Annotated in this window: 13 protein-coding genes; 8 read left to right on the top strand and 5 right to left on the bottom strand. The window is 62.9% G+C overall.

All coding sequences use genetic code 11. The features are described from left to right. The first annotated feature begins 65 nt into the window (after positions 1-65). Positions 66-3,590, top strand: coding sequence for a type IV secretory system conjugative DNA transfer family protein (locus tag C463_RS11715; protein ID WP_008443994.1), 3,525 nt, complete (start codon positions 66-68; stop codon positions 3,588-3,590). A gap of 13 nt (positions 3,591-3,603) precedes the next feature. Here C463_RS11715 and C463_RS11710 read toward each other — a convergent pair whose 3' ends face one another. Next, positions 3,604-4,896 carry a phage NrS-1 polymerase family protein gene (locus C463_RS11710; RefSeq protein ID WP_008443992.1) on the bottom strand — a complete coding sequence of 431 codons (1,293 nt, stop codon included), beginning with the start codon at positions 4,894-4,896 and terminating at the stop codon, positions 3,604-3,606. A gap of 949 nt (positions 4,897-5,845) precedes the next feature. Between C463_RS11710 and C463_RS11705 the strand changes: the two genes are divergently transcribed. Genes C463_RS11705 through C463_RS11680 form a run of 6 tightly spaced genes read left to right on the top strand, consistent with a single transcriptional unit; the run spans position 5,846 to position 12,833 of the window. After that, positions 5,846-6,169 carry a hypothetical protein gene (locus C463_RS11705; protein WP_008443990.1) on the top strand — a complete coding sequence of 108 codons (324 nt, stop codon included), beginning with the start codon at positions 5,846-5,848 and terminating at the stop codon, positions 6,167-6,169. Positions 6,170-6,175: 6 nt separating this feature from the next. Next, the gene (locus C463_RS11700; protein WP_008443989.1) at positions 6,176-7,828 is read left to right on the top strand and encodes a hypothetical protein; all 1,653 of its coding nucleotides are present in this window, start codon (positions 6,176-6,178) and stop codon (positions 7,826-7,828) included. A gap of 32 nt (positions 7,829-7,860) precedes the next feature. Further along, entirely contained in the window at positions 7,861-8,637 is a 777-nt protein-coding gene (locus tag C463_RS11695; protein ID WP_008443988.1) for a hypothetical protein, read from the top strand. Further along, a complete protein-coding gene (locus C463_RS11690) occupies positions 8,634-9,740 on the top strand; it encodes a hypothetical protein (protein ID WP_008443987.1) in 1,107 nt (368 codons plus the stop codon). Before C463_RS11695 ends, C463_RS11690 begins: the two co-directional genes overlap by 4 nt. Next, the gene (locus tag C463_RS11685; RefSeq protein ID WP_008443986.1) at positions 9,737-10,819 is read left to right on the top strand and encodes a hypothetical protein; all 1,083 of its coding nucleotides are present in this window, start codon (positions 9,737-9,739) and stop codon (positions 10,817-10,819) included. The genes C463_RS11690 and C463_RS11685 overlap by 4 nt, the downstream gene beginning before the upstream one ends. Then, positions 10,812-12,833 carry a VirB4 family type IV secretion system protein gene (locus C463_RS11680; protein ID WP_008443985.1) on the top strand — a complete coding sequence of 674 codons (2,022 nt, stop codon included), beginning with the start codon at positions 10,812-10,814 and terminating at the stop codon, positions 12,831-12,833. The genes C463_RS11685 and C463_RS11680 overlap by 8 nt, the downstream gene beginning before the upstream one ends. 318 nt (positions 12,834-13,151) lie before the next feature. Here the strand turns inward: C463_RS11680 and C463_RS11675 are convergent, their stop codons facing one another. Further along, a complete protein-coding gene (locus C463_RS11675) occupies positions 13,152-13,691 on the bottom strand; it encodes a hypothetical protein (RefSeq protein WP_008443984.1) in 540 nt (179 codons plus the stop codon). Beyond that, positions 13,688-13,990, bottom strand: a complete 303-nt coding sequence (locus C463_RS17900; RefSeq protein ID WP_008443983.1) for a UPF0175 family protein — start codon at positions 13,988-13,990, stop codon at positions 13,688-13,690. The genes C463_RS11675 and C463_RS17900 overlap by 4 nt, the downstream gene beginning before the upstream one ends. Positions 13,991-14,226: 236 nt before the next feature. Between C463_RS17900 and C463_RS19395 the strand changes: the two genes are divergently transcribed. Then, the gene (locus tag C463_RS19395; RefSeq protein WP_049905867.1) at positions 14,227-15,063 is read left to right on the top strand and encodes a hypothetical protein; all 837 of its coding nucleotides are present in this window, start codon (positions 14,227-14,229) and stop codon (positions 15,061-15,063) included. Between the two features lie 287 nt (positions 15,064-15,350). On the opposite strand, the gene C463_RS11665 is transcribed toward C463_RS19395, so the two are convergent. Together C463_RS11665 and C463_RS11660 are read right to left on the bottom strand one after the other, a co-directional pair. Continuing rightward, positions 15,351-16,655: an RNA-guided endonuclease InsQ/TnpB family protein gene (locus C463_RS11665; RefSeq protein WP_008443982.1), complete on the bottom strand. Its 1,305-nt coding sequence runs from the start codon at positions 16,653-16,655 to the stop codon at positions 15,351-15,353. Between the two features lie 405 nt (positions 16,656-17,060). Next, positions 17,061-20,870 (bottom strand): Ig-like domain repeat protein, encoded by a 3,810-nt coding sequence (locus C463_RS11660; RefSeq protein ID WP_152422402.1) that lies wholly within the window; start codon positions 20,868-20,870, stop codon positions 17,061-17,063. Positions 20,871-21,009: the final 139 nt, after the last annotated feature.

Here is a 21,009-nt window from a genome sequence, read left to right as displayed (position 1 = left end):
GCGTTTGATACACGCGTCACACCAGCACAAGATACTTACAAGATCGTGGTAACAACAACCATGACATGGGGCAGTCCGACGACCCCACCCCGCCTGACGAATCACCGACGCACCTCCGCATCCGGCCGACTGATACACCGCTCACCGCCGACGCCGTCGAGCAGGGGTTTCGCCGGCTTCAGACGCTCGAGACGGCCACCAGCTGGCGTGACCGGCTGGGGGGCGGCGCGTCGACACCAACGATCGAGTGGCGGCTCCACCACTCAGGGGGCGACGACGAGCTTGGCATCTACGTCGGCGTGACCGGCGCCGCAACCGACACGCTCCGTGATGCCCTTCGGACGGCGTGTCCCAACGAGTACGAACTCACGCCGGCGACACCGCCGCCACTTCCCACGGCAGAGCCCACTGCCGGCGGAGCCACCGAGCCAACGACGGATGAGCCGCGCGAGGCTGAGTCGGTCGTCGCCGTCGAGTGGGTCGGTGACGCCGACCGGCGTGACGACTGGCAAACCCGGCTCACGCCGGTCGCATCGTTCACTGACGACGACGACGGCCGCCTGCCACTAGCAGCGGTTGTCGAGACGCTGGCAGCAACGGACGCCGACGTCACCTATCAGGTGGTGTGTCAGCCGTACCGCGACTACCGCGGTGACGTGCGGTATCGGAAACAGCAGCTCGACGCCGGCCGTGATACGCCGGCGAGTCGGGTCGTCGCCGATGTACTCGGGCTGGGGGCAGCGAAAGACGATTCCCCGTCCGACGTCGTCACCGATCGGAAAGCGGCCCTCGACGCACCAGCCCCCCAGCACGCGTTCGTCGTCAACGCCCGCGGTATCGTGCGGGGTACTGACGCCAAGCGGGTTGCCGAGCGGCTAGCCGGGGCGCTCACCGAACTGTCTGGCCCCTACTACAGGATCGACGCCGAGATCGAAACCGCGGCGCCGACGCGGGTCGCAGACGCGATCCGCACGCGAACCGTCCACCCGCCTGCCTACGACACGCTCACCGCCAAGCTGCCGTGGACGCGCAATCGGAGCCGGGGGATCGTTGCGGATGCCGCCAGCGCGCCCGGCTTCGCACTGGTCGACGGCACGGCGCTCACCGCCGCCGGGAGCCGGGCAGTCGCGCCCACCGAGCCGGACCGTACGGCGCTGGCGCGGCCGCCTGCCAACCAGCTCGAACGGTATCGACAGGACGGACTCACGCTGGGACACCCGCTCGATCAGGACGGTGAGTCCGCACCCGAGCCGGTGGCCGTTCCGCCCACACTCCAGCCGCTTCATGTGGCGTGGTTCGGGAAGACGGGGTCAGGAAAATCGACGAGCCTCCTCACCGGCCTGCTCGCGAACCACGCGGCGACCGACGGCGCAGACATCCTCATCACGCCGAAAGGCGACGCCACCGCCGAGGCGTATCTGCGGACCCACTACGCCGAGTACGGGTCGCTTGATGACGTCTACTACTTCGATTGTGCGGAGACGCTGCCCGCGCTGTCGTTTTTCGACATTCGCGACCAACTGGCGGCCGGGATCGACCGCTCAACCGCCGTTGCGGACGTCACCGACCACTACATCGAAATCCTCGAAGGCGTCATGGGCCCCGACCGATTCCACCAAGCGGTGCGCTCGCCCGATATCATCCGCCAGCTGGTGAAGGCGCTCTTTGATCCGGTACATGGCAGCGACGCCTTTCCACACCGCGACCTTCAGCGAGCGGTCGCCCGCTTTCATGAGACGGGCGAGCCGCCGGCGGTCACCGACGACGAACTCCAGTCGATGTTGTACAGCGTCGCCGCTAACAGTCAGCAGACGTTCGACGAGCTGCTCCAAGGGGTTCACAACCGCATCGAGAAAATTCCCCTGGATGACCGGCTCGGCCAGCTGTTCGATCACGTTCCTGAAGCGGGCGACCCGCACCTCGATTTCCGTGCGGTGATCGATGAGGACGCAGTCGTTATCATCGATACAGGTGCGTTGCGGCCGGCCAGCCAGCAGGCACTCACGCGGACCGTCCTCTCAAAACTATGGACGGCACTCAAACGGCGCGCGCGGACCACCGATCCGGAGGATCGCCCGCTCGTCAATCTGTATCTCGAGGAGACTGCCCAGCTGGTCACCTCCGGCATTATCGACGATCTGCTCGCACAGTCGCGCTCGTTCGGCTGTAGTGTCACGCTCGCCACGCAGTTCCCTGGCCAGCTGCGGGTGCGCGATGAGGCCGCCTACGTCGAGCTACTCAACAACGTCTCCACGATCGTCACGGGGAGCGTCCCGGTCGACGAGGCGCTCACGAAACGCCTGGCGACGGCCGATCAGGAGCCGGCGGCGGTCGCGAACCGGCTGCGGGCGCTGAGCCGCGGCGAGTGGCTCGTCCGGTTACCTGCGCCGTTCAACACACCACCACCACCACCGTTTCTGGTCGAAAGCGCGCCACTCCCACCGGGACATCCAGACCGGGAGGGGTTCCGCCCCGCCAGAGAAACCGCGGTCGCCGCCCGGATCGACACGTGCCGTGACCGGACGCGGCTCACCGCCGGCTTGGACGTCCGGACACCCCAGCCGACGACCGGCGAGGCCGGCGACGAGACTGGGGACGGACCACCAGAAGCGGCGGCCGCACGGGTTGATTCGGCGCTGCCGTACACCGAGCGGCTCCCCGAGCCGGTCGCGTACGACGATGAACGCCACGCGGTCGTCTGTCTCAGCTGTGAGAGTCCCTACGATCCGTCGCCGGACGGCCTCCGGGCGGCAATCGGCTGTTGTCATGATCTCGAAAATGTCGACCGCGACGCCTGCCCCGTCTGTGAGCTGCCGCTCAAACTCACGTACACGGAGCGCCAAGAGAGCCCGATCAGCGACGCCGGGCTGCGCTTTCTTCAGGCGGTGTACTCGGCGTATCAAGGCCAGTACGACCCGGAGTTAGAGTACGATATCCCCCGCGACAGCATGCGCCGGCTCCAGGAGTACGTCGGGCTCGATGACGCGGAGCTCGACGAGCTCCGGGAGGCTGGGCTGGTCAGGCGGGACTGTCGGTACCCACACATCCTGTTCACGGTCACCGCGGAGGGCCGCGACGCGATCGGTGTGCGGCACCGCGAGGGCGTCGCCCACGGCGCCGGCGCGGGCGATCTCGGTGAGTCGAGTCTTCACGTGGCAATGGTGGAGACCGGGACGGCACTGCTTGAGGCCGAGTACGTCGCCGATCCCGACTCGCCGGCCGCCCGCGTCGAGCAGTACTACGAGGTGCCCGAGGGCCGGCTCGACGCGGCCGCCGTTGACGAGACGGGCGACGTCATCGCCGGCCTGGAGGCCGAGCGGATGAACAACGACCTCGCACAGGCGGTGCCTGACGACTATGATAAGCTCGCGGCCCAAGATCCGGAGGCGGCCATCTGGATCGTGAAAAACCGCGAGGCTGCCCACGCGATTCTCACGGCGCTGAACACGCCCCCGGACGGCGACCCACGGGTTGAGAAGACGTACGGCGAGCAGACACGGCCGGGACTATTTACAATTGACCAGCCCGGGCTCACGGACGTCCAGACGTTCCAGTCCGTCCGCGACGAGTACGTGACGACCGCTGAGTAATCGGGCGGACCGCTCACTTCGTGGTGAACGGCCACCAGCCGTCTGATGCGTCGTCCACCGTCGCTTCGAGCTGCTGGCGCCGTTGCCGTTCAGTCTCCAGCTCAGCGCGCAGCCGGTCGTTCTCTTCGAGCAGGGCTTCGATCCGCTCTGAGAGTTCGACAATGCGATCATGGCGGGCTTGGGCTCGCTGTGGGTGGGTTGGCGGCAGCTCGGTTCCATCCTCGGTCGGTGGCGTGGCGTCCACCTCGGCAGCTGGCGCGTCATCGGTCGCGGCTGTATCAGACGAGCCACTCGGTACCGTCTCAGCGTGGGTCATGTTGGCGTCCGGCGATGAGTCTCCCGGTAGTGTCGGAGTGTTTGCGCGCGAGGCGGTGTGGGCTTCGGGTGGCGTGTAGACGTCGTCGGTCGCGCGCACCGCCCGTTCGACCGTCTTTTCACCGTACGTGCTACCGTCGGCGTAGTGGACGGCGTCCCATTTGTCGCGGTACAGCCCAGAGCGGCGAAACAGCCGGTCGACCCGTGTCGCGTCGCCGCCGGTCCAAAACGCGAGCATCCGGCACAAGGCGAGATCCGCTTCCGAGTGGCTCTCGTAACCGGTCGCCGAACCGGTCCATAACCGCGAGAACTTGTCGCCGTTGGCCGCGTCGCGGGCGCGCTCAAGCAGTTCATCATCAGGAATCGGGACAGCGCTATGCTGGGTTGGAGCTTCAGCAACCGTCTCGGCTGCGTCCGTCTCTGGGGCGTCGCCCGCTGTCGTCACGGTCGCTGGCTCAGCGAGTTCCGTCTCGACGAGCGTCGCCAGCGCGTCGCCTCGTGCGGCGACCGTGTCGGGTGTGGTCGCGACGTGGTCGCCGGTCACGGTAAAAAATCGTGAACGGTCGTACACCTCGAGATCGCCGGCGCGGTTCCGCTCGTCCGGGAGGTCCCCAGTCACAAGCACATGGAACCCGGTCCCGGATGGGCTCACCTCGGTGTAGGAATCGAGTGTCTCAATCACATCGGCCGCCCACGTCGTTGGCGTGGCAGTGTCTGGATCCCGGCAGTCATCGAGATCAACCCCGACAAGCGGGTCGTCGCTGGTAAATACAAAGCCCAGCCCGTCAACGGGGTGCTCGATAGCCGCCTCGCGAGCGGTTGGAAACGACCGCCAGGTGTCTGGGTCGGTTGTTGACGCGAACTGTGTTGCGCCGGGGATGATCGGGACCTTCGTCGATTTGCCATCGCGCTGTTGGGTGCGCCAGCACACCCACTGGTCACGGTCGACGAGTGCTGTTGGGAGGGCAGCAGCTGTCGGCGGCGTCGACATCTGTTCGTGCGTATTGATCACATGCGCCACAGTAAATAGCTGTCGCCGCGACGGGGGCGCCCAAATGGTGACTCGGCCACGATCGGGGCGACGCAACGGGTCGTGCTCGGGTCGTCCGGAAGCAAATGGGTTCACCGAGGCAGCGTCACTGCTTGACAAAGTATTTCGCCCGCGAGTGGCACGCTCACGGGAGAATATTCGGGATTTTCACCCACGCACCCGGCCGCAGTAATACTGTCACGAACGGGTGACAGGCTGGCAGCTGCCCAGCGGTGTCGCTTCTGCGGGGAGACCCCCACCGATCGGCGGCCGTCGACAGGCAGGTGAGCGAGACGAATCGCCAGCCAGCGCCCGGGTCACTAGCCGACGCTGACGTCGCGGCGGGTGAGCCGTCGCAGCGCCAGTAGCCAACCTTTCACGAATCGGAACAGATAGATCAGCCGTACCACCCCTGGTGTTTCGGGGGTGGTCCGGCGAGTTGGCAATTACACATACGGGCGCTGATACAGATCACATGGGGGCTCCCACTCGCGGGCTGCGTCGGGCGTCACAGCGATCTGTGCGCGTCAGCCACCTACGCGACCAGTTGTCGGCGGCAGCACACACGCGGTGTCGGCCCGAGCTGCGGCCGGGGGAAGTCGACACGATGAGAGTGCCACTCGTCTTGCTACCGTATTACTGCGGACGGCAAACGCCTGAAAGCGCGCTCTGTGATCCCAGAAGCGACTCGGTGGCGACAATCAGCTGCTCGCACAGTGCGGCGCGCTCGGCGGGATTAACCCGGCGTGCGCAGCAGAAAATTTATACGGATTCCCGTGGATTGTTATCGTGGTTCGTGCTAACATAATACACAACCGCTCCGTCAAGAACGATGTCCCCGACCGAGCCCTCTTCACCACCCGTCCGAGCGTCGGTTCGCGCGGTGTGTCGCCGCGTTGTCCTGCCCTGTTTGGTCCTCACCGTCGTCGCTGTCGACCCAGTTGCCGCCCAAGAGAGCACCGTCTGTGCGGCCGAACGGCTCCCGGAGATGATTTCGGGCTTTTTCCAGCTCACCACCGCGGTCGGCCTCATGGGGTTGGTCGTGGTGTGGCAGGCGGATTCGCTCATCGAGTTGTTTACCATGCGGCGCGAACAGCGGGAAGGGCTGAAGCGGCACAAGCGGACGGCCCTGCGGTCGACGGTCATCCTGCTCGTGTTGGGACCGCTGTACACCGTCGCGGGCAGCGTGATGAACCTCCCGCTGGCCGAGTGTGTCGATCTCGTGCCGTGGTGACGCCACATGCGGGGAATCGGCTTCGAGACCACGGCGCTGTGTGTGAGCCTGCTCGTCGGCGTGACGCTGCTGGCGAGCGGCCTGGCGACTGCCCAGTCACCACCACCAGCGAACGAAACGCGAACCGTCGATGCTCGGGATCCGGATCCGTGCCTAACGCCGGCGCAGTACAACGCCACGTACGGCCACACCCCCACGCCAACCCAACAGCTCGCAACGTGTACCGATCTCACGTACGCCGCACCACCGGCGCATGCGGCCACACTGACCGCCGACGCGTTCGCGGCACTGACACCGGGGAATGCCACCACGTCTGTCGCGCCACCGGGCGCGAACCGCACCACACGCGGGCTCATCGCTGACGCCCACGCCACGCTGTACGCGGTCCACCCAGCGACACAAATTCAGCTCACGTCCACCGAGCGCCGGCAGTACATCGCCCCGAACGGGACCGTCCGAGCGCTGATCGACTACCGAATACGCGCGCCAACTGGGAATCGCTCGGTCACCGACCACGCGGTGCGCGAGGTTCGCGTGTCGATCGGTGACGAGCTGGTCGGAACAGCAGCGGGCACACAGACGCCCGCCATCGAGTACGCGACGACACAGGGCCGCCAGCAGCCGCTGACGGTCACCGCCGAGATTGCGGTGACAGTCGGGGGGAACAACACCACCACCGTGACCACCCAGACAGTCACCGTCACAGACACGCGGTCGGTGTGGATCTATCGGCTGCGGCCGACGGCCTACACCGCCACCTATCCGGACGGCGACACCGGGCTGGCGGTGTATCAGGGCGCACCCTGGCACGGCGTGACGCTCACCCGAGATGGGAGCCAGCGCGTCCGTGGCGTCTGGCGCTACTACACCGCCCGGGCCACAGCGTGGGACCGACTCGTTGTTAGCCGCGCGGCGGACACCACTCGGCGGGCGCCCCGCGGCCAGCCGCTAGGCGTGGTGGCCTTTCCGGCGCAAATCGGCCCGCGGGCGGTGCCAGTGCGGGACGGTCCCTCGCTGCCGGCTGTGTGGGGCGTCGACCGGGCGTCACCGGCACCCGGGCTTCATCCGAACGTCTCTGTCGGCGTGGTCAACGAGTCCTACACGCGATCATTCGGGGTGGCGCTCCGGAACGCGAGCGTCGATCCCGACCAGGTCCGGGTCCACGGGGTCGTCCGGGGCGTGTCGGCACCGCTTCAGTCCGTCACGCCCACCGAGCGCCCGATTCGGCGCCCGAACCTCACCGTCCAGACCGTGTCGACGTCGGCGTCGACAGCCACGATCCGGATCACACTGCGTGACTCCCAGACGGGCGATCCGATCTCCCTCGATGGGCCGCCCCCGTCGCCGATCGAGGACGACGGCCCGGCCGGGACGCTCCGGCTGAACGGCGAGCCGGTCGAGCTCAACTACACCGGCGCGACGACGGTCACCGTCACTGAGCCGGGGTTGTACACCGTAGAATTTGAACCCGCCTCGTGGCGCACGACGTCGCCCGCGTACGTTGCGGCCAGCGAAAGCGTGCGCTGGCACCCGCTAGGTACTATCGGCGGCTGGCTCCGCCTTGGCGAAACGCTGCTCTGGGGGGCGATTCCTTTGGTCGTCGCGTGGATCGCCGGCCGGCAGCTCGGTCACCTCCTTTCCGCTGAATCAGGCCCATGACCCACCTAACACCCTCCACGACGCGACGAACCGTGTTGACAACGATTGCGGCCGGCAGTCTGGCGGTCGCCGGTTGTACGGACCGCGGGTCAACCGACTCAGCCGGTGCCGGCGACATCGCGCGTGTCGACGTCGACGGCACCGAGCTCGTCGTTGAGTACGATTCGGAGACGAGCGCGACCGGCCTCGCAGTGATCGCGCCCTCCGGCGAGGCGTTTGCTGACCGCCAGCTCACGCCCGGTGCCAGTCAGGAGACGATCCCGATCGGGACGGCGTACCCGCCCGGGACGTACACCGTCCAGTTGATTGAGGAGGAGTCGGTCGTGGCCGCGGTCGAGCATTCGTTGCGGCCGGAGATTGTCATTCAGGACCTGAAACTCGCTCGGAACCACCCTGAGGAAATGTACGAGGGAGCTGCTGATTTCACGATAACTAGTGAGGTGATAGTGACTATCGAAAACATTGGGACAGGTCCTGAGAAGCTCACGGGGCTCCATTTTGACGGGGAGATCCCGAGGCCGACACCAGATGACTTGGAAGAGAGTGGTATTGCGGCAGTTAATCAACCGGTCACATATACAGAGCCGGTGATCAATCCGGGAGACATAATTAACGTATACTCCATAACGTTCCCGTTTGCCCCGGGTGGCGATGTGGTTAGTTGTACGCCTGAGGGAACAGACGGTCGCTTCACAGTTATCCTGATAGGAAATGTTGCCGGAGAGTTGACTGAACGTGAGTATAATGTGACCTACCAAGGTCAGGACCTCACTGACTGTCAAATTAGCGTTAAGAGGGCAGAATCATGACGGGAGTCTCGCTCACGGATGTCGGATTTCAGTGGTTTCTCGATATCATTAACCAGATTGTCGAGTGGTTCACTGAGGGAATCCGAAAGGGGTACCGTGAGATCACCGAAGCCCTCTTCGGCACACCAGTCCCAGAGACGCTGAACGGGCTTCCGATAGGCGAACCACAGAACCAGCCGTGGACACAGTTGTACGACGCTCTCGTCGCAGGTGAAATAACCCTGATCGCGTTTTTGATCCTCATTATCTGTGTTCAGGGTCGTCACACCCTCCGAATATTCAACCTCAGTGACTCAATCCGGGACCGGCAGGTGCGTCGCTCAGCCTGGACAGGTGGGCTGTTGATCGTGACCTGGTACTGGGTTGCTGTCACGACGCTATTCCTCGTTGACGGGTTCTCTATCGCGCTGGTACCTTCGATCGATACGGTAATCCGTCCGCTGGTGGATTTCTTTGACCTGACGCTGTCGAACCCACTGCTCGGGCTCTTACTCACGTTCGTGGGCGCAGTGGCCATGTGGACGCTTCAGGCGCTGTTGTACCTCCGTGAACTCCTCCTGTACGTGTTCGTGTACGCGATGCCGATTGGGATCGCCGTCGCGTATGGGGGGATCCCGGTCCTCTCCGGGATCGCGGCCCGAGTCGCAGTCAAGTTCATCCCACTTGCGGTGATGCCACTGCCGGTTGCGTTGCTGTTCCGGGGATATGACCTCCTCCTTGGCGGAGACGCAGGAACGATGGCTCCGGAAAACCCGTTCTTTGGCTATCTCATCGCCGTGTCGCTGCCGGTGGTGAGCGTGTGGATCATCTGGAAGCTGTTCGCGTACACGACGCCGCGGCTGGTCCGGACGGTCGGCCGGGTGACTGGCCTCACAGTCACGGCGGGCGCGGTCGCCGGCGCCGCAACGGTCGCCGGTCCGTGGGCTGGTGCGACCGCCGCTCGCTGGGGCCCGAAGGCCGCCGCCGGGCAAGCAGTGGCCCAACGGTTCGGCCGTGACCGGCAGGAGAACGATTCCACGACGGAGCCGTCCACCCCCGTCGTTCGCAGCACCGAGACGGGTGCGCCCTCGTACCGGCGCACCGAGAACGAACCCCGCCCATGAACGAATCAGACTCCGCCGCGAACCGCCGTGTGATGGACTCACTTGGCGCCGACCGCAAGCTTCCGATCATCGGTATCGACGAGCGGGATCTGTACGTGTTGGTGAGCTTCCCGATTGCCGGATTGGTCGGTGGTGCCGCGCTCGGCGTCGAGGCGCTCGTCCTCCCGCTCGTCTGTGCCGGGCTCGCGGCCGGCGTCGCTGTCGTGTACGCCGCACCGCGCCAACTCCCCGCGAGTACGTGGCTGGCAGACGTCGCCCACTTCTACCTGCGCCGGCCGCGGACAACACTCCACGCAGCAGTGGCAGCGGAGACACCCAACGATACTGACGGCGTGTCCCGGCCGTTCGTCGTTGACGAAGCGACACAGGAGCTGACCGCGCTCAAACGAGCGTGGCCCGGCCACGGCGCCATCGAGCGGACGGACGGGACGATGGAGGCGTACGTCGAGCTCACGCCCGGCAATATGGACTTCGCGATGGCCGACGACTGGGCGGCCCGCCAAGCAGTCGGGGAGGCGTTCGCCGATCAGGAGCTCACGTTCACGCTGACGTTGTACACGACGACCGATCCGTATCCCGCCGCGACACTCGTCGACCAGCTGGACGCCCGGCTTGCGGATCCCGAGGTGACCGCAAACGAGTCGCTGCGCGGGCTCATCGCCGCCTACCGTGATCAACGTCCGGCTGATCTGGCTAACACCCACCGTGTGCGCTACTTCCTCGGTGTCGAGGTGGCGCCGTTCGAGGTGTATGAACGCAACCCGGACGAGCGGACGCCCGCGGAGCGGCTCTCGACACTTCCGGTGGTCGGCGTGTTGGCGATGCCGTTCGTCACCCGACGGGATCGGCTCACGGACGCCGAGCTGCGGGGCGCGCAACTCGAGAAGTTGCGTGATCGGGTGCGAACCGTCGAGACCGAGTTCGTGGGAAAGCTGAGCGACTGTACGGCACGGCGGCTCTCAACGGCGGAGCTGCTGGGGCTCGCCACACAATTCTGGAACGGTACCGACGTCGCAGACCCGTCAGTTGCCGCGCAAGCTGGCGTCGATCACCAACGCCGGGAGGAGAACGATGCGTGAGCTCGTGGCTGTGCTTTCCGGCGTCGAGTCGGTGGCCCCGTCGACACTCGTTATCGGGGTGACCGTCGGGGGCGGCACGCTCGTTATCGGGCTCCTCGTTGGAGTGTGGCTTCAGGCACGGCGTCCCCAGCGGGATCCCGAGGTGGATCTGTCGGCGTTCATCGAGCCGCCGACAGACCCACCAGCGCCGGATCCGGACGTGCGGGCGCCACAGGAGCGACACCAAGATGCGGTCGCGCCGGCCGCCGTCGCATGGGAGAGCCGGTGTGCGCGCGTGGGTGACGAGTGGACGACGACCCTGTACATTGCCGACTGGCCCGACCAGCCGAGTGACGGCTATCTCAGCGAACTCTTCACGTTGACCGACGTCCGATTTCATCTCACCGCACACGTCACCCCGCGTGACCAAGAGCGGGCGCTCGATCAGCTCCAAACCGCCGCAGACGACCTGAAAGTGGACGCCGATCTGGAGTCGAGCGTGCGGAGTACGTACCTCCACGATCGGGCAGATGAGGCCGCCGCGACGTATCGTGCGGTCGAGGCCGGCACCCGGGTGTTTTCACAGGGCGTGTTCGTCACCGTGCGGGCCGACGACCGTGAAGAGCTGCGGACGGCCACCCGCCGGGTGAAACGCGTGTTGCGCGAACAGCCAGCCAAGCTCGCGCCGAAGACCGCGATCTGTGCCCAAGAGCGTGCGCTCCGGAGCGCAGCGCCGTTCGGCACGGCACCGCTTGATCGGCAGACGATCGGGTTGAGCGGCGCGGTGGGTGCGCTGTTGGCGTCACCGCATCGGCCGACACTGTTGGAGTCAGACGGTGTTGAACTCGGCGTCCACCGGCATACGGACACGCCGGTTGTCGTCGACCCGTTTGCGCGGGAGAACGGCTACGCCACCTTCACCGTGGGCGATCCGGGCTCGGGGAAGAGTTTCAGCGCCAAACAGCGGTTCATTCGGTCGGTCGCCCATCACGAGGACCGGATCGGCGTGATCTTAGAGCCACTCAACGATTGGGCTGGTGTGGCTGAAGCACTCGATGCCCAGTGGATCACCGTGGGTGGGACGCTCGGCATTAACCCGCTTGAGATCACGCCACCCACCGAGCAGGCACGCGAGCAGGTGGGCGCTGACGCGAGCCCGCTCACCGAAAAGCAGGAGCGCGTCAGTAGCTTTCTTGCCAACTTCTTCGCGCAGCGCGGGGTCTCCTTGGGTGATCGGCGGACCACGCTCGAGTTGGCTATCGAGACGGCCTATCGGAATGCCGGGATCACCGAGGACGTGACCACCCACGACCGGGCAAGCCCCACGCTGCGGGACGTGATCGATGTGCTCGAAGAGTTGGTGGCGGATCCCGACGCGTTCACACTGCGGACTGACGCGGAAGCCGCAAAGCTTGAGGCGGACGCCACGTGGCTGATTGATCAGTTGCGGCCGTTCGCCCCAGACGGGCAGTTCGCGCATCTCGGTCGGCAGAGCGAGGTTGATTTTGCGGCTGAGGATCTCATCTATCTCGATTTGGCCCAACAGGAGGGGCGCGTCGGCGGCCGGACGACGCTCGTGATGCAGTTGCTCATCTCACTCGTGTACGAGCGGGCCAAACAGACGGACAAGGAGGTGGTCTTCGTGATTGATGAGGCTCGCTACGTGTTGCGTGACGCGGCGAATCTCGCGTTCTTAGAGACTATCTTTCGGCACCACCGCCACCACGATCTCTCGATTCAGCTTGTCACCCAGACGGTCGATGAGTTCTTCGAGCGGGCCGAAGCCGAGATGATCCTCGATCAGTGTGCGATCAAGCAGTTCCATCGTTTGGATGGGATGGATGACCACTGGGCGGCGGAGTTCGGTCTGAACGACGCGCAAAAGCGGTTCGTTCAGGAGGCGGTCCCAGGCAACGAAGAGTTAGGATACGCGGAGGCGCTGGTGGGTGTTGATGGCGAGTGGCGTGGCATCGAGGTGCGAGCGGTAGACGCGGAAAAACACGTGATTGAGGGTGCGGCTTACTCCGAACAATGAGTGTGCGTTCAGTAACTCACACTCACATCGTGGAGTGGTGCGCCCTGAACCACTTCGACGTGTGGAACTCGTCTGCGGCATCGTCACGATGACGTGTGCTCCATCGTGAACCTCCGTCTTGAGCCCTCTTTCCCTTTTAGCCCTACAGATCCCTCTAGACACAGTCGGCTGTCACAACGCTTCTCCTGACCGGGTCCAATAGATTCTAGATGGTCTAGTCATGTCCCTCAAGTGATCGTTTCCGTTTCCATCCTGCGGAGGCGATCAACAGCCACTGCGGGTCCGCCCCCCGCGTGTCTGTTTGCTTGGCACTCCAGCTTAGCCGTTGCCTGCTGACGTCGACTCAGCGGCCTCGTCAATCAGTGAGTAGGCCTTCTCTCGAAGACTCCCGGTCATGTGAAGCCCATGTGAGTCAATCTGTGTTATCAGATCGTACGCTGTCTCCCGATCGAGTCCTTCCTCCACAGCCCGGACAATGACACCAACCGTCCCAGTGACTATCGCCCCGAGACCGCGAGCCGTGGTCCGAACACGCTGATCATCTGAGACGACACCGACTGGTCGATCCTCGGCAGTGTAGGCCAACACCGCAGCGATCAGCGCAACATCGCCGTTCTGTTCTTTTTCACCGAGGATGTTTTTCGCTTGTTGGACTCGGCCCTGAAGAGCTGGATCGGTCGTCGCAATCTCGTACTGATCAATAAATCGACTTAGGTTAGTCTGCGCTGGTTCTATCGTGACCTCATTTTGAACTATCGGGAGTATAACAAGCTCACCGCTGAAACTCGTTAGCTGTTCGAGTTCTCCGATGGTTCCGAGTGCGATAAGCGTCGTCGCATCGAGGAACACCCGTGTCACAGTTCACGCGCAGCAGCGGCGTCTGATTCGATATCTTCTGGCGATAGTTGGGTTGTGAGATTGTGTTCACGAGCGATCTCAAGCCACTCTGCGAGACTTACATCCGCAAGTCGAGCCGCCTCGTTGACCGAGAGCTCACCACTTTGGTACCGTTCAATCGCGACCCGTCGACGGATGGACGAAAGTCCCTCTGCGAGTGCTTTTCGTATGACTGTACTCTTATCTTCATCTAATAATTCACTCACCGCCTCAAGTTCGTCTTCATCATCACCGGGTACTCGAGCACTAATCGACGGCATGTATACACAGTAGTACAGCGTCTACATAATGGTTTCTCACAGGAGAACAAGGGGGTCAACGAGTGAACTACCATACCCCACCCTACTCCCTCGGCGCTCTGCGCCGTTTTTGAGGATAGGGCTTTGATGTGAACTCCCAGCAATCGGGCTCCAGCAATAGGCAGGTAAACTTGTGAATCCCTGTCTGCGACCGCTGTCACCCGCGGATTTTCTCTCTTCTCTCTCAAATCGTTCCTATGGCCCCCGCAATCGCGCACTTCTTACTTGGCGCCGCGTGCGTGCTCACCGCAGCGGTGCCAGTTGTCCTCCGGTACGATCTCGACCGTGAGCACGCAATTTGGTTGATCCCACTTGGCGGTGTCTGGGGACTCATCCCTGACTTCCACAATATCGCACCTGTCTTCGTCGAGACGTTGTCTGCGTTCCATAACTCCCCGTGGGTCGACCTGTTTGGCTTTCACCACACCCTTGATCGGCCGGCTGTCAGAGCTCAGTACGAGGCGAGCGTGTTCGGCTCCATCACCGTCTTTTTGATCGCCATTGCCGGGTTCTGGGCTGCAGGTCGTATTCGGCGCGTCGGCCCTGTTGCTCGCCGACCGCTTGAACACGCATTTGTTATCCTGCTCGCAACCGGGCTTGCCAGCCTCCTTGCGACACTTGTCCTCTGGATCGCCGTCAGTGTCCAGGATGGATTTCCTCTCGCAGCCAGTCTTGTCGGGAGTTCCAGCGTGCTTGTGGGCGGTCTGTTGACCCTGCTTGCTGGCGGGACGCTCGGTGTGCTCTGTGCGGGACTCGAGCTAAGCCTGTCTGAACCACCACGGAGTGACCCCGTCTCAACTGCGGGTGTCGGTTTCGTCTTTGGTGTTGGTGTCTGGCTGATCGCCGTCCCTCTGCCGCTTGCCGTCCTCACAGGGAGCGACGTCCCCCTCCTCCATTTCGGGAGTCTGGCTGCGGTGGTCGGTCACGGTGTCGTTTGTGGCGCGGTGTACGGGCTCGTGCGTGGTGCGTTCAGTCCGCGGGCGCCAGTACGGCTTGGCTCCACTGCGGGACGCCCCTCCCACGAGGCGAACTGAGCTATTTTTGAGCGGCGTCGCCTTGAACCGATGCTCACTCCCCAGTCGGTGTCTCGGGAACTTCGTAGGGGGCGAGTCGCGCTGTGACTTGGGTGAGTGTTCCCTGTTCAATTTCATCTCTACCGGTGAGATCCCAGGAGAGTTGGAGCGGGAATGTGTCCGCATAGTCGGCGCGAATGAGTGTCTCTGGCGGGACCGCCTCGACGAGTGCGCGAAGTTTGGCAGTCGAAAACGCTGCGCGTACTGACTCAGACGCGACCGAGCTCGCTTGCTGTTCGCGCGGGCAGTCAGTGACCCACGACTGAAGTCGTGGGCTTGTCAGTGGACTCCCCTTCTGCCGTCGAATTCACGGAGGCGATAAACTCGCCGTTCAGGTTCAGCGTCCCTGACGTCAGCGCACACTGACAGGGTGCGCCTCCATCCGAAGACTTCTGCCCCGAATGGAGTCGTTTCAACAGTTTCCGAGCGATGTTCTTGCTCGCGTTGTAGTCCGCGTTCAGCTCGTAGTCGCACTTCTGACACGCGAACTGGTGTTTCGAGCGCCGATTTGTCTCGTGTGTGAAGCCACACTTCGAACACCGCTGGGAGGTGTAGGCAGGACTCACCTGCTCGATCTTGACATCGAGCATCTCGGCTTTGTACTCGACGTACTCGTACAAGCGCCGAAACGCCCATGCGTGGAATCGCTTGACGCCAGCCATTCGCTCGCGAATGTCCGTTAGATCCTCGAATGCGACGTGCGTACACCCGTGGTCGCGAGCTTCGTCGAGAATTTGGTTGGAAGCGCGGTGAAGTTCGTTCTGTATCCAGCGGTGTTCGCGATCGTCCATCGACTGGATCGACAGGTGTGCCGACCGTGTGCCCGCCTGTTGCATCGATCCACGGGTCTTCTCGAACTCGCGGCGTCGATGGTTCATCTCGTCGGCGTTCCCGATGAACGCGCCTGTCGAAGTCACGGCAAGCGAGCCGTCCACGTTCAGGTCAACGCCAAGGACTGTTCTGTGCTCGGCGTCAGAAGACACAGCCGTGGACTGCTCGTGTTCGTCGGCTTCGGTACGGCGCATTCGCGCGTGGAGGTAGAACGCCTCGCTCAAGCGGTCGTACTGAAGTGTCGACATCCGGAACTCGTAGTCCTCGTTCAGCAGGTACTCACCGATCGGTGTTTCTTCGGGATCGTCAGGGATTATGTACGGGCACTCAACACGCCCGTTTACGGTTGAAAGGGACACGTGGTCGCGGTGGAACGTCGCGCTGCGCTTGTCGTAGACGACGCTCCACGCGTCGAAGTGTGGTTGACTGGTGGTTTCGCCTTTTTTGAGTCGAGCAACGCCGCTTTTGGTGGCCTCAATAGCGCGTCGAATCCCCTTCTGAACGAGGTTCGCTGTCAGTTCTGTTTTGTCCCGGAGTCGCTCATAGAAAGCATTCTCGGCTTGTTGTTTCGAGGTGACGCAGTGCTCGTCTGGCTGTCTCCACGCCCACGCTGCGGTCGTGTTCGCACAGTGGAGAAACTGGTCTTTCGTCTGATGGAGGTCGTCGCACCGCTCGACGGGCACGTCGAGTTTGATTTTGACGGTGCGAATCACATCCTCCATCTGTATCTCACATTTTAATCTGTTTGTTTATAAAATTCACGGCTAGTGGTGGGGAGTCTGGTCGCTATCGCTCGTGGTATGTTGCGGGGAGTGTCGGATTCCTCCCACGGCTGAAGCCGTGGGATTCCTCCTTGTTCCTCTGTGATAACTAGCAAATAACAATGCCTGAATCGGCTTGATTCAGGATATGACCAAACGTCACTATCCTGCTGAGCGGTCGGGGTGCTACTACCGCCGGCTCGTTGAGTGTTGTTGGATTTGCTACGGCCGGATTCTCCTTGGACTGCGGACCACCCCGTAAGCCAGCATCTCAATCGCGTACCGCGGACGATTCGCTCTCAGCACCCCCCTTCGTTTAGCATGTGTTTGTGTACTAGTTTCCCAAAAGGGAGTAGAGCGTCTCCCCTACAGCTGTCGGCGGACCCGACTGTATAGCAGGAGTGTCACCATCGCAGTGATGGCTGTGAGCGCCCCAAAGCCAGGTATCTCGTCGGTTGATTGGTCATCGGCTGGCTGATCGGACGGTGGGCCTGTCGACTCGTTCTCATCGCTCTCAGCGTCCTCGGTCGACTCAGTCTCATTCGTCGTGTCTGCGTCATCGCTGGCGTCCGGGTCAGCACCGGTGTCCGACTCGACCGCGAGCGCGATGTGTTCTGCCTCATGAGTTGCGAGGGTTGCGGTGAGCGTTTCCCCACTCGTATCCGTGGCGAGTGCCCGCCATTCCCCGTCAACGTACTGGTACGCGGTGAGATCTGCGGTCGATACCCCATCAGGGATGGCGCCCTCGTCAACTTCGAGCGTGGCCGTCGTCCGGTCAACGGTTGCCTGGTCAGCACCGATCGCGTCCACCTCAATGAATCCAACCGGCGTGCCGGCTGCGTCTGGGAGTGTCGGCGCCGGGCCTGCCTCAGTTCGTGGGTCCGTGATCTCGATCCGGAAGTCCGGGACATCAAACCGGAACTGCATCTGGACACGCGTGAGATCAAACGGGCCACCGGTCACGGCTCCCGATGTATCGATATCGGCCGACCCCGACCGGGGAATCGCAGACAGCCGAACCGTCGTTTCACCCTCGAACTCGAACAGTTCCGTCTGGGTTGTACTCTCCTCCTCGCTGGGCATGCCGCCAGCGCCGCCGCCACCTGCTTGCTCGTCACCACTGCCTCCGGCGGCGCCACGAGCGACGCTGAATTCGGTTGTTGTGCTGGTTTCTCCGGCTTCGTTCGCAACGGTGAGCTCGGCGGTGTAGTTCGTGCCCTCGGAAACCTCAAGCTCATAGCTGATCTGGTCCTCATCGATGACGGGCGAGGGGGTCGACATGGAACCGTCAGCTATGATCCGAAGCGTTGTGTCTTCCCTATCCAGCGAGTCCGACGCAGACTCGTACTGAAGCTCGACGGTGTCCGTGTCATTCGCGACTGTCGTGCCGTCAAGCCCGCTCACCTCGGTCACAGTTGGCCGCGTCTGGCCGTCTTGGAGCGTTCTCGTTTTCTGGGCCGTGTTCCCAGCCTCGTCGGCCACGTCGACGCTCACCGTGTACTCAGTGGCATCTGGCAGCGTGTAGGTCGCGTTCGACGCGGTCACTTGGAGTCCGTCCGCGGCCGTCACCGTGTTCCCGTTCACGCTGATGTCGACGGAGGAGACATCGATCGCTGAGAGCTCGTCGTCGTAGGTTACTTTCAGCGTCTCAGTGGCCTGTGGTGTCTCGGCTGTGGCGATCGACACCGTCGGTGGCTGATCATCAACACGCCCGGGTGCGAGCTGGCTGAAGCCGTCAACCTCAACGACAAGGTCACCATTCTCTAGCTCCGGCTCGAGGACTTGGTACTCGTCGCTGCCATCGGGTGAGTAGAAGTACACCAACTCCTCCGGGGCGACGCCAGCCATGTCGATCCGCTCGACTGGGATTCGCACGGTTGCGTTCTGGAGCTCTTCCTCGGTGAGCCCAATATCGGTCACGTCGATGAACGTTGGCGCGATCTGGTCGGCGGCCAAGCCTGTTCCAGCAGGTGGCAACGCTGTCTGGCCGACTGTCGCACGCCGACTTCCATTGGCAGCCGTGGACGCCGCCGACACGGAGAATGCTGCGTCAGTACCGTTGGGATCGACCACTGCTTCACCGTCGGTCAGTTCATATCCGGTGACCGATATGTTCACCATCACTGTCTCGGTATTACCCGCTGCGTCTTCGAGTTCTGCGGTGGCGGTGAACGTGGTATCTTGATTGCTTATTCTGGAGTCATCAAACGGAATCTCAAATGTCTGGCCCGCTGTGTTCAGTACATCTTCGGCTGCTGGCGTCCGGTCTTCCGTCGTGCCGTCGGCAGCCTCTGCGACGACATCAATGTTGGTAACCGTGACACTCTCACCGGCTGTGACCCGCAGGATAGCTCGGTCTGTGCCAGAGTCAGTCACACGCGCTTGCGCATCATCTACTGACGTATCAACCGTGACGGTGTCGTTCGTCACGACGTCGGTGTTCCCTGCTGTGTCAGTCGCCCGCGCGGTGACAGTGAAGTTGCCCTCACCAACAGCAGCCGCGAGTGTTGCCGGATCAACCGTCATCTCAATCCGGTCACCATCGAATCTCTTGTCAATCTCGGAGCTGTTGAGCGTCGTCGTCCGTGTGTACGCCACGGCTGTCGCATCAACTCCAAGCTCAACGGTTGAAAGATTACTGGGCGCGCTCGTGACGTTTGCGCCGAGGACAATCTCCTTGTTCGTGTTTGTCACGGCATCAGAGACGACGCCAACGGCGTCGATCGACGGCGGAGTCGAGTCGACCGTGATGGTTTCTTGTGCGGCAACCTCATTTCCGAATTCATCTTCCGCTGTCACCTCCGCCGTGTACTCGCCATCGGAGAGCAGTGCGCCGGTCTGGTTGACCGGCTCCCAGTCGACCGCCCGGCTCACGGCCCGTGGGTCTTGGAACGCGTCTGTGACATTCTCTGTGAAGACGACCGCTCCCTCCGAATTTCTGACCGCAACTGTCGCGGTTTCCGGGACGCGATCTTCGACAGAGGCGTTAATCCGGAGTGGCGAGTCGCCGTTGCCTGGCCCCTCCGCAGTGACATCCACCGTCGGTTCGATATCGGCCGGATCACCAAGTACGATCGCATCCGGACTCCTGATAGAGATAACACGGTCGGCGCCGACTGCCTCGTCAGTGGTGTTTTTGAGCGTGACCTGGCTATCGTAGCTGCCCTGCTCAATGTCGGAGCCGTTTATTGTGACGCTAAACACGTCATCCTGCTCTGTGTGCTCGATGTCGCGCGACACTATCGGTCCCCCGTCTGCGGTGGGTTCGAGCTCGAACTCGGCGGTCCACTCCTCGCTGACGGCATCGTCTCGGGGGAGTGTGATGGTGGCCGTTCCGTCCGTGGCATTCTGTTCGACGGCGTTCGGGTAACCAATCCCGATCTGTCGTGGGGGAGTTGTGTTGACGTCCTCCCCGTCTTCACGCAGCGCGAGCGAGTAGCCCGTAAACGGCCCGTCGATGTCGGTGAAAATGTTCTTATCGCCGCTGACCCGTGCGGGTATCGTTCGTCCGTTCTCCGCATCACTGATTGTTGGGTCGTCACGGAGGCTGCCGTCGGCGTTGTACACGTCGAGCACGAACCACTCTGCGGTGATCGACGAGTCAGTTTCCGGAATCACCTCCAGCCGCCGGTCAGTTGCGGGATGGCGAATCTCAATCGTCCGCCCCGTCGATCCACCGAGTGTCAGCGAGTCATTGGTTGCGGCGGCGACAACCAGCTGTTCGGCGGCCGCCTGGTCGCCGTCACCACCTGTGACCGCAGACGCAACCCCGTCCGCGTGTTTGATCTCTTGTGACGGCTCCGTGGCTGCGTCGCGAACGGTAATATCCCCACGTAGTGTGGCGGTGTCCTGTTGGGTTTGGACGGCCACGGTGTAGTTGCCAGCGGCGAGATCAGCCGTCACGTTCTCAAACCGAACCGTCTCTGTTGACTCAGCCCCAACGGTCGTCTCCGTGCTCGCCGTTGTCTCGCCAAGCGTCAGTTCGGTAGTCACCGTCGCTTCTGTCTCGGCAGGGTTTTCGACCACAGCTGTGATTGGCTCGTCATCCCCTGCCGTGATCGTTGCGGGGGTGTCGGTGCCACCGACGGTAAGCTCACGAAGCGTTGGACTCGGGGATGGGTCGTCCGGGGCGGACTGCTGATCGACAGCGATGGCTGCCGTGTCAGCATTACACAAGGTGGAGCCTCCGACCTCAAGGAGTAAGCGAAGCGAGCGAGTAGGTCGGAGAGGAAACCGACATGGTACGACACAACCGACATACCGTGGCCACCTGACTCCCAAATAATTAAGAACCGATAGCTCTTCATCTGAAGTA

Origin of the sequence: Halorubrum californiense DSM 19288 (assembly GCF_000336875.1) — an archaeon.
GTDB lineage: Archaea > Halobacteriota > Halobacteria > Halobacteriales > Haloferacaceae > Halorubrum > Halorubrum californiense.
The sequence above is the reverse complement of the archived record's forward strand: the minus strand, read 5'-3'. Positions and strand labels throughout refer to the sequence as shown.